The following is a 17,004-nucleotide window of genomic DNA, read 5'->3' as shown; positions in this document are numbered from 1 at the left end:
ATGAGAGATAAGTTTGACGCAAGGGAGTTTATTCCTAGGGTCAATTCCGTTATCTTAACCGCTTCGCAATAGAATAATAAAGTTATCACATGCCATTAAAAACTGATGAGTTGAGAACCCAAGCACTGGGGCCAATGCCAACTCCTGCCGAATTAGGCAATGCACACCCTATTACAGATGATGTGGCTGAGCGTATTGCACAGTCACGTCGTCAAATTGAAGACATCCTAACTGGTCGCGATAATCGTTTACTTGTTATTGTTGGTCCATGTTCAGTTCATGATACAGATGCCGCTCTGGACTACGCACAGCGTCTTAGCCAAATCCAAGAACAACATAAAGACGAGCTTTTCGTAGTAATGAGAACGTACTTTGAAAAGCCTCGTACTGTCGTTGGCTGGAAAGGTTTAATTACTGATCCAAACCTTGATGGTTCATACGCCTTAGAAACAGGTCTAAATAAAGCCCGTAAATTACTGCTTGATATTAACAAGCTTGGCTTAGCGACAGCGACTGAGTTCTTAGACATGATCACAGGTCAGTACATCGCTGACTTGATCACTTGGGGCGCCATTGGTGCGCGCACTACAGAGTCGCAAATTCACAGAGAAATGGCTTCTGCTCTTTCATGCCCTGTTGGTTTCAAAAACGCGACTAACGGCAATGTAAAAATTGCAATTGATGCTATTCGTGCAGCTCAAGCTTCTCACTATTTTTACTCTCCAGATAAAAATGGTCGCATGACGGTATACCGCACTGCAGGTAACCCTCATGGTCATATCATTTTACGTGGTGGTGACAAAGGTACAAACTTCGATAGCGAATCAGTTGCCGAAGCCTGCGCACAACTAGAGCAATTCAACTTGCCTCAACGTCTAATCGTCGATTTCAGCCATGCAAACTGTCAAAAGCAGCATCGTAAGCAGTTAGAAGTGGCTGAAGATATCTGCAACCAAATCAAATATGGTAAAAACCAAGTCGCAGGTATTATGGCGGAAAGCTTTATTGAAGAAGGCAACCAGCCGATGACTGACATCACCAATCTAGAATATGGTAAGTCAATTACTGATCCTTGCCTAAGCTGGGGTGACACTGTCACCATGCTAGATATGCTTGCTAACGCGATTAAAGAACGAAACTAATTAGGAAAGTCGACATGCCATCATTTGATATTATTTCTGAAGTAGAAGCAGTAGAACTTCGTAATGCTGTAGATAACGCTAACCGTGAACTATCAACCCGTTTTGATTTTCGTGGCGTAGAAGCAAGCTTCGACTACAAAGATGAGTCAGTAAAACTAAGCGCTCAAGATGATTTTCAACTTAAGCAAATGCGTGACATTCTGCGAAGCAACTTAACGAAGCGCAACGTAGATCCTAACGCAATGGAAGCAAAAAAAGCTGACCAAACGGGTCGTACTTGGTTGCAAACAGTTGTCTTCAAGCAAGGTATTGAGACTGACGTCGCTAAGAAAATCGTTAAACTTATTAAAGATAACAAAATCAAAGTTCAAGCTTCGATTCAGGGCGAAAAAGTTCGCGTTACTGGTAAAAAGCGTGATGACCTACAAGCAGTGATGAACCTAGTTCGCAACGGTGAGCTTGGTCAACCATTCCAGTTTGATAATTTCCGTGACTAATTAGCCCTATTTGCCTTTATCTAGTGTTAAAGGAAATTAGTGCAAGCGATTAAAAAGCCTCTGTTTTATGCAGAGGCTTTTTTGTCGTTATCTAAATCCTAGTAAGGATTACATCACTTTCGCAGTAGACAGCTTTAAATCCTGCGCAACAAGTAAATTATATTCAACGCTTGCTGGTGGAATAAATACACACACCCTCAATTTCTCAGCTCGAGCTTTTTCAAGCTTTGTTGATAGGTCACCACTTCCATCGTAGTTTTCTCTTTCAGCATCACGTCTGCATAAGTCAACAAACTCAAAAGGACAGGCTTTCGGGTACAGCACAAGTTCCGATTCTTGCATTAACCGCAGCGCTTTCATAGAAAGTAACTCAACGTCATCTTCAAACTCAATCCAAGTAACTCGCCCTTCACTCTCTAGGTTTTCGACCAAAGATTTTTGATAATATGCTTCTAGCTGTTCTCTGTTTGAAACTTGCTCAACAAAACTCGAAGATAGAAAACGCTCCCAGAACTTTCTTCTCTCATCAACTGTTGGGAATGACTCTTTAATTGAATTGCGTTTTGATGCACCAAAGTCAGCTACTAAACCGATATTTTGAGGTAATACTGTTTCGAGCTTTTCTCTAATATTTCGCACTAAAACAGGAGAAGCCCCACCACTAGAGATAGCAATTTGGATTCTTCCGCGATTTATCATTGACGGCGTTATGAAATCACAATATGGAAGGTCATCAACAACATTGACTAAAATGCCCAGTTTTTTTGCATCATTATATACTTGATGATTTAGGTTAGGATTATCAGTTGTCGCCCAGACTTGCAGGTATTGTTTTGAAATAATATTCGAAGAGTAAAAATTTTGGATCCAATGAACTTTGTCTTCGTCTATTAATTTCTTTAAATAAGGCTCTACCTTAGGTGAAACTAGCGTAACTTCCCCTCCAGCACGCAATAAACTATCTACTTTGCGGCAAGCAACTTCTCCACCGCCTACTACTAAGATTGGCTTATTTTCTACATCTAAAAACATTGGGAAATAACGCATATTCTTCCTTGAGTCCTCTTAAATAACTATTCAACCATGCTACCAAAATTGGAGCATATTCATAGTTAACTGATAAGTTTAAAAATAATTTACTACCAAATTTTGTTGTTTGTTGAGTTCATTATTTCAGCAAACCGTTATTAATTCGGAATATAAAACTAGTCGTTCGAAAATATCAAACTCTAAATCTTGTTGCACCAACTGTGTGTGAGGTTGCACTATTTACATTCACGTAACATTTGGTCATTCTAAATGTGTTCGGATTTGTGATTTCACTCAAAATTCTTTTTAAATTATACATTTGTGAAACTACGAATCCTTTCCTAATCTTATAAACAGTTGTTTAAAAACCGAACTTATGGATTTGCAAAATGCAAACGGTGATTTAAAAACAACGACAAGAAGTAAACACGACAGTAACACGTACACGAAATTTTATTCGCACACTTGCTCAGGCATATTTGATTTTACATGGAATATACAGGAAGGATACAAATGACAAATAAACTCACACTTCTTGCTTCAGTAGTAGCTGCTTCAACAGCAATGATGGCAACATCAGCGTCAGCGGCAGAAAGCACTCTGGACAAAGTAACTTCACAAGGCGTACTAACTTGTGGTGTAAGTACGGGGCTTCCAGGGTTTTCTAACCCTAACTCAAAAGGTGAGTGGGAAGGAATCGATGTTGAATATTGTCAAGCTCTTGCTGCTGCAGTACTTGGTGATAAAACGAAAGTTAAGTATGTACCATTAACAGCAAAAGAACGATTCACTGCACTTCAATCTGGTGAAATTGATGTTCTTTCTCGTAACACAACTTGGACTCTGCACCGTGACACTGCTCTTGGTCTAAACTTCGTAGGCGTGAACTACTACGATGGTCAAGGCTTCATGGTTAAGAAAGAGCTAGGTCTTACAAGTGCTAAAGAACTCGATGGCGCTTCTGTTTGTGTTCAATCTGGTACGACTACAGAGCTAAACCTAGCTGACTACTTCCGTAATAATGGCATGTCATATAAACCAGTTGTATTTGATACAGCAGCACAAACATCTAAGGGTTTTGATGCAGGACGTTGTGATGTGCTAACAACAGACCAATCTGGTCTATACGCACTTCGCTTGAATCTAAAAGATCCGTCTTCTGCACAAGTTCTACCTGAAATCATTTCTAAAGAGCCACTAGGCCCTGTTGTTCGTCAAGATGACGACAAGTGGTTCAATGTTGCTAAATGGACACTTTCGGCAATGATCAATGCTGAAGAATACGGCATTAGCTCTAAGAATGTAGACCAAATGCTTAAATCTAAAGATCCAAACATCAAACGTATTCTTGGTGTAGATGGTCCTAAAGGTAAAGCTCTAGGTATTAGTGATGATTGGGGCTACCAAGTAATTAAACAAGTGGGTAACTACGGCGAAAGCTTTGAGCGCACTGTAGGTACAGGCTCACCACTAGCAATTTCTCGTGGTGTAAACGCACTTTGGAATGCGGGCGGCTTTATGTACGCTCCACCTATCCGTTAATAAATTTAAAAGTATCAATTAGGGCGGGAATTTCCGCCCTCTTTATTAAATGGATTTGAGGTTATAGCAGTATGAAACCTAACGAAACTCTCACCCCATCTCAGGCAAAGCCTAAACCTAAAAGCGCCAATCTTCTTTACAACCCTACTTTCCGCTCAGTTGTCTTCCAAGTGATTGCGGTAGGCGCTCTCGTGGCGTTCATTTATACAATTGTAAATAACGCTTTAACAAACTTAGATGCCCGTGGTATTGCCACTGGTTTTGACTTTTTATCCCAAGAAGCTGGTTTCGGTATCGGCTTAACCCTAGTTGAATATGATGAAACTTTCTCTTACGGAAGAACTTTCGTAGTCGGCTTACTTAATACCGCATTGGTTTCAGTTCTAGGTATCATACTAGCAACTGTGATCGGTTTTAGTATGGGTATCGCAAGACTTTCATCCAACTGGCTTGTTAGCCGTTTTGCTGCTGTCTATATAGAGATTTTTCGAAATATCCCCCTACTTCTACAAATTTTCTTTTGGTATTTTGCTGTTTTACAAGCTCTACCATCTACTCGAAATAGTATGAGTTTAGGCGAGGCTATCTTTTTAAATGTCCGTGGTTTATATTTCCCTGGTCCAGTACTGGAACAAGGTAGTAGCATTGTAATTACGGCATTTATTGCTGGTGTTATTGCTACGCTTTTCATCAATATATGGGCAAATAACAAACAAAAGCTTACGGGACAGCAAACACCTATGGGTCGTATTGCAGCTGCTCTTATCATCGGCCTCCCTTTAGTCATGTACTTCATCATGGGTATGCCAATTTCAGCTGATTACCCTGAGCTAAAAGGATTCAACTTTAAAGGCGGGATCAGCATCATCCCCGAACTTGCAGCCCTTATGCTTGCATTGAGTATATACACGGCTTCCTTTATTGCAGAGATTGTTCGTTCAGGCATAAACGCAGTAAGCCATGGTCAAACAGAAGCAGCTATGTCTCTTGGAATTCCACGTTCTCGTACACTTAAGCTCGTGATTATCCCACAGGCATTAAGAATTATTATTCCTCCTCTGACTAGCCAATATTTAAATCTAACAAAGAACTCATCTCTTGCTATGGCTATCGGTTATCCAGATCTTGTTTCTGTTTTTGCAGGTACAACACTAAACCAAACCGGACAAGCAATAGAAGTAATCGCAATGACTATGGGTGTATATCTAACATTAAGCCTATTAACGTCAGCCCTAATGAATATATACAACCGCAAAGTTGCGTTGGTGGAGAGATAAGATGAGTACACATCAATTTCAACCAGACCTTCCGCCACCAGGAAATACTGTCGGTCCAGTCGGTTGGTTAAGAAAAAATTTGTTTAACGGCCCAGTAAACAGTGTTGTTACTGTCATTCTGGCTTACTTTGCATTTTCACTTTTGTGGTCCGTTGCTGATTGGGCAATTATTAGTGCAGATTGGATAGGCACGACTCGTGATGCTTGTACAAGTGAAGGCGCTTGTTGGGTTTTCATTAGTGTTCGTTGGGATCAGTTCATGTATGGGTTCTACCCAGAAGCTGAACTTTGGCGCCCTCGCTTATTTTATATCACTCTTGCTGTATTCGTGGCTTTGCTTGCTTATGAAAAAACCCCAAAGCGTGTTTGGATCTGGTTATTTTTTGTAAACATTTACCCGTTCATTATTGCTGCTTTACTTTATGGTGGCGTCTTTGGACTTGAAGTTGTCGATACCCATAAATGGGGTGGATTACTCGTCACATTAATTATTGCATTAGTCGGGATTGTGGTCTCATTACCTATTGGTGTTGCTTTAGCACTAGGTAGACGCTCTGAAATGCCGATAATTCGCAGTATGTGTACCGTGTATATCGAAATATGGCGTGGTGTACCTCTTATTACGGTTCTATTCATGGCTTCGGTTATGTTGCCACTGTTTTTATCAGAAGGCACAGAAACAGATAAGCTAATCAGAGCTTTGATTGGTGTGGTGCTATTTAGTGCTGCGTATATGGCTGAAGTAATTCGTGGTGGCTTACAAGCCATTCCAAAAGGTCAATATGAAGCCGCTGATGCTTTGGGTTTGAGTTACTGGAAAAAAACAGGATTAATCATCCTTCCTCAAGCTCTAAAAATCACAATCCCTTCAATTGTGAATACCTTCATCGGACTGTTCAAAGATACAAGTCTAGTTTTGATTATCGGTATGTTTGACGTACTGGGTATTGGTCAAGCAGCGAATACCGACCCAGAGTGGCTTGGGTATTCAACAGAAAGTTATGTATTTGTCGCGTTAGTTTTCTGGGTATTCTGTTTCGGCATGTCGAGATATTCGATATGGCTAGAAAATAGACTTCACACCGGTCACAAACGATAGTTAACAAGATCAAGGACGTATTATGACGCAGCAATCAGACAACAACTCACAAGGTCTTATGATCGAGTTAAAAGACATGAACAAGTGGTACGGAGAGTTCCACGTTCTTAAAAATATCAATTTAGAAGTGAAGAAAGGCGAGAAAATTGTAATCTGTGGTCCTTCTGGTTCTGGTAAGTCGACGATGATTCGTTGTATCAACCGCCTAGAAGAACATCAAAAAGGTCATATTTTTGTTTCAGGAAATGAGCTAACAGAAGATCTAAAAAACATTGAGGCTGTTAGACGCGATGTTGGTATGTGTTTCCAGCACTTCAATTTATTCCCTCATCTAACGGTATTAGAGAATTGTACGCTCGCTCCAATTTGGGTAAAGAAGATGCCAAAGGGTGAAGCAGAAGCCATCGCAATGAAATACCTTGAGCGTGTAAAAATCCCTGAGCAAGCGGATAAATTTCCGGGGCAGCTTTCAGGCGGTCAACAACAGCGAGTGGCAATTGCACGATCTTTGTGTATGAACCCGCAGGTAATGTTGTTTGATGAACCAACGTCAGCACTCGACCCAGAGATGGTTCGCGAAGTACTTGATGTTATGGTTGAGTTAGCAGAAGAAGGCATGACTATGCTTTGTGTTACTCACGAAATGGGCTTTGCTAAAGAGGTCGCGGATCGGGTCATATTCATGGATGCCGGTGAAATCATTGAAGAAAACAACCCTGTAGACTTCTTTGAAAATCCACAATCAGATCGAACTCAAAACTTCTTGAGCCAAATCCTGCATCACTAATGTGATACAATCATAATAATACAGAGGCGGCTTCGGTCGCCTCTTTGTTGTTAATATATTAATTATTGTTAACCGTTTCATTTGTAGCACATCAACCCTAGCAACACTTTGTTACATCTTGAGAAACACTTAACCGACTATTTTGATTATTATTTTAAATATACAAAAGGGATGAAAGACTTGATTTTTCGAACTTTCAGCCCCATAAATGTACTAATAACTATTGAAGTCACCTTACGAGGAAGATTATGAACAGCCCTATGTTTTCACGCACAGCATCTCAAGAGAGTGCTCTGCAAACCAATAAAGTACTGCGTAATACTTATGCTCTACTTTCTATGACGTTACTTTGGTCTGCTCTTGTGGCAGGCGTATCTATGGCGATGAACCTTCCTCGTCCTGGTCTAATTATCATGCTTGTAGGATTCTACGGTCTACTTTTCTTAACAGAGAAGAACCGCGACAACAGCATGGGTCTTGTATTCACGTTCCTATTTACAGGCTTCCTTGGCTACACAATAGGTCCGATCCTGAATATGTATGTTGGCGCTGGTATGGGTGATGTCATCCTAACGGCTCTTGGCGGTACTGCACTAGCCTTCATGGCAGCGTCTGCTTATGCACTAACGACTAAACGCGATCTTTCATTCCTTAACGGTATGTTAATGGCTGGTTTCGTTGTTCTACTAGTTGGCATGGTTGCTAACATCTTCCTACAGATGCCACTACTTTCACTAGCGATGAGCGGTATGTTTATCCTGTTCTCTACTGGTGTTATTTTGCTAACTACCCAAAGCATCATTCGTGGCGGTGAAACTAACTACATCTCAGCAACGATTAGCTTGTACGTTTCAATCTACAACATCTTCATCAGCCTATTAAGCATTCTAGGCATCATGAATAGCGACGACTAATTTCTCTCGTTACTGAAGAAAACTAAGCCCAAGAGCCTGCCTCTTGGGCTTTTTTGTCTCTATAGAAGCAATATTCCTAGAGATAGCGACAATAATTCTTGAGAAAAGTGATCTTGGCCATGTACCCTACTTTAAATAGCTAATTTGATTCTGGATTAAACATGTTTGAATATAACGGCAAACAAATCGAAACTGATGCTCAAGGCTACCTGTTAGACTCGACACAATGGGAAGCGGGCATGATTGAGATACTGGCCAAAGATGAAGGTATCGAGCTTACTGAAGCTCATTTGGAAGTTGTCCATTTTGTCCGAAGTTTTTATGAGGAATTCAATACTTCCCCGGCGGTTCGTATGCTTGTTAAAGCTATGGCAAAGGGTCATGGTCCAGAAAAAGGAAACAGCAAATATTTATTTAAATTGTTTAAAACCGGTCCTGCAAAGCAAGCAACCAAATTAGCTGGGTTACCTAAGCCTGCAAAATGCTTGTAAGAGTCAACCTCTCATTTTAAACAAGCCCTTACGATACTGTTTCTACAGTATCGTAAATAGTTCCAAGCCCTCTACAGAACTCTCTTCAATTAGTTCTTTTTCTTCTAGTAAAACCACCGATTCAACAACCGCCCTTTCAGGTCCAATATTAAGCCAATCACGTATTTGAGATGTATTCTCTTTGCTCGCAATAGTTAAAACCTCAACACTCCCATCAATAAGGTTCTTAGCATAACCCCGAATCCTAAGCTTTACTGCGAAGCTACGAGTGTGATACCGAAAGCCTACGCCTTGAACTTTGCCAAAGACGACAAATTTTGACCTGATAGAATTCATATTATTGCTCCGTAATTTACATGAGTGATATAATTCTCACTATCTATTCAACCACTTCTCATAAGTGGAACTAAAAACGAGAATAATAACTATGAAAGAAATACCATTCCGCTGGATCGATAAATACCTTATCCACTTAAAGATCCAAGAAAAGTTTTATCTGCTCTTCATTCTTCCCTTAATTGCTCTCATCATATTAACTTTAGTCCTTGATAATTCAGCCGACTCATTGCTTTCTAGTATGTACCATGACGAGCTTCTGCTAATGAAAGGCTTAATTGAAGCTGGGCAATTATCTAAAGATCAAGTCGCCACACTGATTCATAACTCTGAAACAATCAGTTTTGGGTATGGTGCCGGTGCAGTGTCAGTAATGAATGGTGCATTTAGTTTAGTCGCGAATTACGAACAAAACTTATGGACTTCTTTATCAACAACACAAATTACATTAATTGCCGTTACCCTTTCTCTTATTGCGCTAGGTGTCTATTACATAATGACATTCATTGGTGGGGCAATGTTCTCAATGAACAAGGCGTTAAACACGCTAGCCAATGGTGATTTAACAAGCAGAATGAATTACTTTTCGGTTCGTGATGAATTTAGTGAAATTGCAATTACCATAGATAAGGTTGCAGACCGCGAGCAAAAAATGGTGTTATCAATCCAAGAATCTGTCGCGCTTATGCAGCAAATCAGTTCTGATTTAAACCTATCTACTCAGCAAAGCTCTGCTATATCAAATACACAGCAAGAACATTTAAATGGACTTGCGAGTGCAACTGAGCAAATGGCTTCTACAATACGTGAAGTGGCAAATTTAGCTCACGAGTCGAGTAACCAGACAATGGATGCTCAAAGTGTTGCTCAAAGTGGTCAGCATAAGGTTTCAAATACTTTAAATTCTATTTCAAACCTATCAACTGAAATTCAATCGGCTTCTCAAGCGGTGGAAGAACTTGATGCAAATGCAGCTCAAATCGATGAAGTGGTTACCACTATCAACGCTATTTCTGAGCAAACTAACTTATTGGCATTGAATGCTGCAATTGAAGCTGCGCGAGCTGGTGAACAAGGCCGTGGTTTTGCTGTAGTTGCTGATGAAGTCCGTGCATTAGCAGGAAGAACTCAACAAGCAACGGTTGAAATTCAAACCATGATTGAGGCGCTACAACGTAACAGCCAATCTCTTACTAAGTTAATGGAAGTGACCGTTTCAAATGCGAATGAAGGTCAAACATTAATGTCTGAGGTAAATGTTGAAATTGGTTCTTTAGCAGAGAAAAACCAATCGATTTCTGATAGTAGTACACAAATTGCTACAGCAGCTGAAGAACAAGGCGTTGTTGCAGATAACATTGCACATAGTGTTGAAGAGATTCGTAATCAATCTAATAACGTATGCGAAATGATTAGCACAACAAATTCCAACGTTGATCGTCTTCGCTCACAAAGTGACTCAATGGAAGGCTTATTAACGGGATTAAAGGCCTAGCCTTCTTCCTTAGTCTAGTTTTACTCTATAAGGGCTGTTCATACAGCCCTTTCTTATTTGCTTTTCCTACCTTCTTACCCGACAATACAGCCCCTCCAAATTCAACTAAAAGATCAGACTATGATTCCTGCAATTTATCTAGCTAAAGGCCGTGACAAATCACTTCGTCGTAAACACCCATGGGTTTTTTCACGTGGTATCGACAAAGTAGAAGGAGAACCTCAATCAGGAGAGACTGTTGATGTTTTCGCACAAAATGGTAAATGGCTAGCTAAAGCAGCGTACTCTCCATCGTCACAGATCAGAGCTCGTATTTGGAGTTTTGAAAAAGAAGAAATTGATAAATCATTCTTCATTAAACGAATCCAAAATGCGCAACTCATTCGTGAAGACATTATTGAACGTGACGGGCTAACTGGTTATCGCCTAATAGCTGCTGAGTCAGATGGCTTACCAGGTATCACTATTGATAAGTATCAAAATTACCTTGTATGCCAATTATTAAGCGCTGGTGCTGAGTTTAACAAACCAGTATTAGTTGAAGCTCTTGTTCATTGCTTCCCTGATTGCAATATTTATGAACGCTCTGATGTGGCGGTTCGTAAAAAAGAAGGCCTAGAACAAACGGTTGGGGTATTGCATGGTGATGAGCCACCTAAATCGGTAGTTATCGAAGAAAATGGTGTAAAAATCAGCGTCGATATCGTTGACGGACATAAAACTGGCTTCTACCTCGATCAACGAGATAGCCGAAAAGAAGCAATGAAATATGTAAAAGACAAAGATGTTCTAAACTGTTTTTCTTACACTGGCGGCTTTGGTCTATACGCTTTAAAGGGCGAAGCTAAACGTGTAATCAACGCTGATGTTTCACAGCCAGCTTTAGATACCGCTAAGCTTAACGCAGAATTGAATGAGTTCGACATTTCTAAAAAACGTGCCGTATTTTTGAACGCTGACGTTTTTAAATTATTGCGTGAGTACCGAGACCAAGGTACTAAGTTCGACGTAGTTATCATGGACCCACCAAAATTTGTTTCAAGTAAGAACAATCTGACATCTGGTGCGAATGGCTATAAAGACATTAACATGCTTGCCATGCAAATTCTGAAACCAGGTGGTACTCTGCTTACTTACTCTTGCTCAGGTTTAATGGGAGCAGATTTGTTTCAAAAAATTATTGCAGACGCAGCATTAGATGCAGAGCGCAGTGTGAAATTTGTTGAACGTTTTGAACAAGCCGCAGACCACTTAACAGATACAGCCTACCCTGAAGGTTTCTACTTAAAAGGTTTCGCCTGTAAAGTACTGTAGTAAATGCAAGGTAGTAAGCAACTTCACTTTTTATAGCGCAGACTCATTTTCAATAGACACAAAAAAGGGCCTCTCGGCCCTTTTTATTTATCATCAATTTATGATGTCGGTAAGTTTGTCATCAAAGAGTTAATAAGTTCATTAAGTTCGTTTCCTGTATAAGTACCTGAACCATCAGCATCTATACCACTCAAGTTACTTGCTTGCCCTTGAAGAACAATGGTCTGCGAACCTTGGTCATTCGTAACTGTAATCTCTAGATCCTGGCTATCATCACTGATTCTTGCAGTTAAGCGCCCTAGAACTTCATCCATCGTATTATCGTCATGTAGTAATTCAGATAAATCAATTCGATCACTACCTACTTCGAAATCAGTAATCACATCTTGATGGTTGTTCAAAGGTTCATCAACCCACTTGAAGATATCATCACCGTCACCACCAGTCAGGATGTCATCACCTAAGCCGCCAATTAAGATATCGCTACCGTCGCCACCTAGCAGGATATCGTCGCCACCGGCTCCGAGTAATACATCATTACCAGCATGACCTAAGATAATGTCGTCTTGTTCAGAGCCCTGGAACTGATCATCACCTGTCGATGCGTTAAACGAAGAAGTAGGTGCAACATTCACTTCACCGCTAGGGCTTAGATTTAATGTAATAAGTTGCTGTGATTGAACACCTTGGCTGTCTTCTACAGTTACAAGAATTTCAAATGCAACCGCATTACCAGTTTCAATTGCTGTACTGTCACTTGACGGTTGGAAATAATACGAACCATCTTGTGCAATTCGGAATTCACCGTAGCCAATATCAACAACCAGTTCATTACCAACAGTATCTTTAGCAAATGCTAAACCTGCTGGCTGGTTAACGGTATTACCATCAGTATCGACTTTCTGAATTACTGACGCTTTAGTTTCATCAATCACTACAGCTGCAGCATCTAAGCCAGATAGCGATAGTAACAACGAACCAGCAATACCGATTGTTGGACGAAGTTTAGGTAACTCCGTTGTGATTAGCGAGTCTGGTATATAAACAACTTTACCATTGCTACCAGCGACCTCGTTTAGTCCGCTCGCAGGAACATTATCCGAACTACCAACACCAACTGCTGTTACCTCTTTGCCCGTAATGAAGGCATCCCAATCACTATTGGTATCACTGTCCCAGCTACCATTATTTTGACCATCACTCAAGAAGTACACAACATCATTAGTTTCACCAGCTGGCAAATCTGACACAGGAGAAACCTTATATCCATCAATTGCAGCTTCGACTCCATCTTCATAATAAGTCCAACCTTGTGCATCAAAGATACCGTTATAATTATCCTCATCTACTTTTTCTTGAGCTGTTTCCAAAAGAGCTATTGCTTCAGTCACAGTTTTCCAACCTGTATTCGTAGCATTAGAATCAAAATCAATTAGCTGTACCAGCACATCTTCACTGCCTTCTTGAACTGCCACATTTTGTAAAAGGTTAATTGAAGCCTGAAGTACGTACTCAATTCTCATGTCACTAAGACCACTAGGAGTACTTGCCATACTGCCAGATGAGTCAATAATCAGAGAAATAACCGTTGTTGGAACACTGCCACCTTGATCCGCCATTACATCGTTAGTTTCTGCAACGTTGACACTGGTATTGGCTGTTGAACCGTTCACATCAACCGCGACCACTTCAACATCAAGGTCTAATTGTTCTCCTGAAGAATCTCTGACTGCAAGATTGTCATAGTTAATATGCTGCGTAGTGTCTCCAGCAATATCGATAACCCAAACAGATTCATTACCTACTGTTACAAAACCACCAAGAACATTTCCGGTGTCTTTATCAATAATTTCTGCTGAATCAGGTAAACCAGTAATTTTCACTTCATCTAAATATTCGCTTCCGTCTCGGTCAGAAACTGTAGCTGAGATGCTAAGATCTGTTTCTGTAACTTGAATTACATCAAAAGTACCATCTGGATTTAACTCAACAACTGCATCTGCGAAAATTAAGCGTTCAATTTGGTATAAATGATCACCATTTTCATCATCAGGTGTGTTGCTGTCATTTGGAGTATCAATGCCACGGTTATCTGTAATCAACCAATGACCAATATCTCCACCATGAACGACACCTTTATTTGCAATCGTGTAATCAGCCAAGCTTCCACTATAAATTACTGAATCTAATCCATTGTCTTCTGCAGAACCATCACCACCTGTTATGTGATCATTACCGGCACCTCCGACGAACACATCATCTCCAGAAGTAGCTATTTCAGTTGCAACGCCATTCACGTATTGCCACTCTCCTGAAACATCACCAAGTAGTGAATCTTCTGAATCTCCACTAATAATTAGGTCATTATCATTAGTACCGACTACCAAGCCGTCACCGATAAAAGTGACTGTGCCTGTATCATTCAGCGTTCCACCATTTGCAAAGAAAGCCTTAATTGAATCAACATCGCTAGTATCGAAACCATGACCAATTACTGTAGAATCACTGAGCACTGCAGTAACATTAGGCTTATCAGCCACGGCATTTACCGCAAGTGTTGCAGTACCTTCAGTAGATTTGACTCCATCTGAAACAGTAACTGTGAACGGTACACTATCAAAATGTTTATCCGAAGCTGGTGTAAACTCTGCAGAGGTCACTTGCCCTTCTGAATCGATTACAAGCTGAACAGAGCCATAAGATGGATCTACCGTTACATCTGTAATAAATGTCTGGTCTCCATCAGCATCAGTAATATTAAGCTTATCCAGAGACAAACTAACCACCTGATCTTCGTTAGAAGCATCAAACTGAGAGTCATTCAAAACTGGTGCTTTATTTGTTGAATCCTGTGTACTTGAAGTTGAAATGGTTATAACACCAGTATCGGTTCCTTTGTCACTATCTGTAGCTTCATAGGTAATTTTTTCAGAAACAATCGCATCTACAACTTCAACACCTTGCAATGTGATATTAGAGTTCGATCCATTTGATTGATCCCCATTAACTGTATATACACGAATCTCATCAAACCCACCATCAAGCTGGATATTTGCAGTGAATTCACCGCTTCCATCATAAACGGCAGAATTAGTATCATCATCAAAGATGTAAGGGTCGTTGCCCACTTGAACACCATCTTTAAATAAGAGAACTTGTATTTCAGCATCAGCAGAATTGTTGTCGGCATAGTGAGCCCAGACACTACCAAAATCGATGTTAACCTCAGTTACTGTTACCTCAGTGGCGTTAGAGTCACCAACCTGAGTAAAGTCTATCGAGATATAATCTTTAGTTGAAACATCAAGCTCTTTGTCACCTACACCTAATCCTGACTCATTAGCCGCACTATCATAATGCAATGTTTCAGCTGTCAAATTGCTAGATGAGTCTGGTCTATCTCCATCGAAGCGACCACCAGAAATGATTACACCACTATCTAATGTATAAGATGTTTTGGAACCATTTATATTGTTAAAATCTTCTGATGCATCAAAAGAGAGATCGGAATTAACAGTTTCATCCAGCACATATTCGATTTGTGAATCTTCACTTAGAACTGTATTTTCATCTATCAATGTTCGAGTTTGTCCATCAACAACATATAGAGACCCAAGCTCTGGAAGGTCAATAATCGAAAGTTGTACATCTTTATTATCAGTACTGCTTAAATCATCTTCAGCATCACTCACATGTGTGTCAAAAGAGAATTGAGCAGATTGTTCAGTACCAAGTCCAATTGAGAAATTGGTAGCAGTAGGGTCAATATTGGTAGACAACGCATCAGCACCAATAAACTGAGTACCCACTGGCTGATCTTGATATGTTAACTCAGCAGAAACATTCAGCCCACCATCAACAACTGCATGCATATCCACATCAAATGATAAAGACCCAGAATTTATATCAGCCGGAGTAAGAACTTTAGTCTCAGTCAGTTGCCCTTCGACTTGAACTGTCAAGGTAGCACCGACTTCTGCCCCAACTGGTAAAATCACACTGTATGAAACCACAGCTCTGTCACTGTTAATGATATCGTCTTCATCATTTACGATAACCACCGAAGGAGCAAACAGCTCTTCAATAGTTTTTCCACCATCAGTAAAATTAAAGTTTTCAAACTCAATAAAAGTATTCACATCACCATTGTTTTCAGTGATTGACACTGAACCATCAGCATTTAACTTCACTGAAGCCGAGTCCAAAGAGAAATCAAACACAGCAGTATCTGTACCAGATCCGCCATCAACAACTAACCTTCCATCTGAGTCATCAGCATTAGCATTAAATTGATCATCACTCGAACCCAATAACACAAAGTCATCAGTAATTTCTTGCTGTGCTGGGTCAAAGTCACCATGGTAGTAATGTACTGTATTAGATCCGTCGCTAGTATTACCGTAATTATCAACTTGTTTAGCTGTAAAGAATTCATTGTCATTAACAGACGTAGAGACAAGGTTCGATATATCAGTAGTCCAATTACCATCGTTATCTACTGTAATCGGAGCAACGTTCACCTGATTATCATCTTCGTCAAATAATAATATTGTTGAACCTGGTTCACCCGTACCATGCAACGTAACTTCAGAATAATCACTACCTGCAGAGTCATCTGAGATATTTGTAATCACAGGAGATTCCGGAATATCTGTAAACACAAAGTAACGCTCTGTATTAGAAGCAACAAAATCGTTACCAGCATCATCACTTCCAATCACAGTAGCGGTAAGATCTGCAGGATTACCCATAACAAGATTCGAGCCATGTGTGACTAACTTGAACGTATTGTCAGCAAGAACATGCGTCGAGCCAATCAGAACCTTGCTATCTCCAGTTCCCAAGTAAATATGCACCGTATCTCCTTGAGCTGCATCACCCGAGACTTTTCCTGTTATCTCTTGGTCAGATGATGCTTCTTCAGCATTAACGACACCATCACCAGTAACTTGATCGATATCTATACCAGCACCTACAGTCGTATCTAGGATTGTGGTGTCGGTGACATCGCCTGTGTTGCCCGCTTTGTCGGTCACGTTCATGGTCACCGTCAAGGTGCCATCCGCAAGCTCTGACAAGTC

General features: G+C 40.4%; 12 protein-coding genes and 1 pseudogene. 10 read left to right on the top strand and 3 right to left on the bottom strand.

The window, feature by feature from the left end:
• The first annotated feature begins 89 nt into the window (after positions 1–89).
• Positions 90–1,142, top strand: coding sequence for a 3-deoxy-7-phosphoheptulonate synthase (locus F0226_RS05550; protein ID WP_171734720.1), 1,053 nt, complete (start codon positions 90–92; stop codon positions 1,140–1,142).
• Between the two features lie 14 nt (positions 1,143–1,156).
• Positions 1,157–1,639, top strand: coding sequence for a YajQ family cyclic di-GMP-binding protein (locus F0226_RS05545; RefSeq protein ID WP_171734719.1), 483 nt, complete (start codon positions 1,157–1,159; stop codon positions 1,637–1,639).
• A gap of 108 nt (positions 1,640–1,747) precedes the next feature.
• Here the strand turns inward: F0226_RS05545 and F0226_RS05540 are convergent, their stop codons facing one another.
• Positions 1,748–2,686 carry a bifunctional precorrin-2 dehydrogenase/sirohydrochlorin ferrochelatase gene (locus tag F0226_RS05540; RefSeq protein WP_171734718.1) on the bottom strand — a complete coding sequence of 313 codons (939 nt, stop codon included), beginning with the start codon at positions 2,684–2,686 and terminating at the stop codon, positions 1,748–1,750.
• A gap of 495 nt (positions 2,687–3,181) precedes the next feature.
• Here F0226_RS05540 and F0226_RS05535 point away from each other — a divergent pair, with 495 nt between their 5' ends.
• The 6 genes from F0226_RS05535 (at position 3,182) to F0226_RS05510 (ending at position 8,778) form a co-directional block, all read left to right on the top strand.
• Positions 3,182–4,210 carry an amino acid ABC transporter substrate-binding protein gene (locus F0226_RS05535; RefSeq protein WP_171734717.1) on the top strand — a complete coding sequence of 343 codons (1,029 nt, stop codon included), beginning with the start codon at positions 3,182–3,184 and terminating at the stop codon, positions 4,208–4,210.
• 71 nt (positions 4,211–4,281) lie between these two features.
• Positions 4,282–5,487: an amino acid ABC transporter permease gene (locus F0226_RS05530; protein WP_171734716.1), complete on the top strand. Its 1,206-nt coding sequence runs from the start codon at positions 4,282–4,284 to the stop codon at positions 5,485–5,487.
• Position 5,488: 1 nt separating this feature from the next.
• Positions 5,489–6,586: an amino acid ABC transporter permease gene (locus F0226_RS05525; protein WP_171734715.1), complete on the top strand. Its 1,098-nt coding sequence runs from the start codon at positions 5,489–5,491 to the stop codon at positions 6,584–6,586.
• Positions 6,587–6,608: 22 nt separating this feature from the next.
• Complete coding sequence (locus F0226_RS05520) at positions 6,609–7,373, top strand: amino acid ABC transporter ATP-binding protein (protein ID WP_137373277.1); 765 nt, start codon at positions 6,609–6,611, stop codon at positions 7,371–7,373.
• A 248-nt stretch (positions 7,374–7,621) separates the two neighbouring features.
• On the top strand, positions 7,622–8,287 hold the full coding sequence (locus F0226_RS05515; protein ID WP_137373278.1) for a Bax inhibitor-1/YccA family protein: 666 nt from the start codon (positions 7,622–7,624) through the stop codon (positions 8,285–8,287).
• Between the two features lie 161 nt (positions 8,288–8,448).
• Positions 8,449–8,778 (top strand): TusE/DsrC/DsvC family sulfur relay protein, encoded by a 330-nt coding sequence (locus F0226_RS05510; RefSeq protein ID WP_171734714.1) that lies wholly within the window; start codon positions 8,449–8,451, stop codon positions 8,776–8,778.
• A gap of 42 nt (positions 8,779–8,820) precedes the next feature.
• Here F0226_RS05510 and F0226_RS05505 read toward each other — a convergent pair whose 3' ends face one another.
• A complete protein-coding gene (locus tag F0226_RS05505) occupies positions 8,821–9,114 on the bottom strand; it encodes an acylphosphatase (RefSeq protein WP_171734713.1) in 294 nt (97 codons plus the stop codon).
• 91 nt (positions 9,115–9,205) lie between these two features.
• Here F0226_RS05505 and F0226_RS05500 point away from each other — a divergent pair, with 91 nt between their 5' ends.
• Together F0226_RS05500 and F0226_RS05495 are read left to right on the top strand one after the other, a co-directional pair.
• A complete protein-coding gene (locus F0226_RS05500; protein WP_171734712.1) occupies positions 9,206–10,609 on the top strand; it encodes a methyl-accepting chemotaxis protein in 1,404 nt (467 codons plus the stop codon).
• A 120-nt stretch (positions 10,610–10,729) separates the two neighbouring features.
• Positions 10,730–11,923 (top strand): class I SAM-dependent methyltransferase, encoded by a 1,194-nt coding sequence (locus tag F0226_RS05495; RefSeq protein WP_171734711.1) that lies wholly within the window; start codon positions 10,730–10,732, stop codon positions 11,921–11,923.
• Positions 11,924–12,021: 98 nt separating this feature from the next.
• Here the strand turns inward: F0226_RS05495 and F0226_RS05490 are convergent.
• Positions 12,022–17,004: pseudogene (locus tag F0226_RS05490) on the bottom strand (Ig-like domain-containing protein); the annotation flags it as partial.

Source organism: Vibrio sp. 99-70-13A1 (assembly GCF_013114625.1).
Lineage (GTDB): Bacteria > Pseudomonadota > Gammaproteobacteria > Enterobacterales > Vibrionaceae > Vibrio.
The sequence above is the reverse complement of the archived record's forward strand: the minus strand, read 5'-3'. Positions and strand labels throughout refer to the sequence as shown.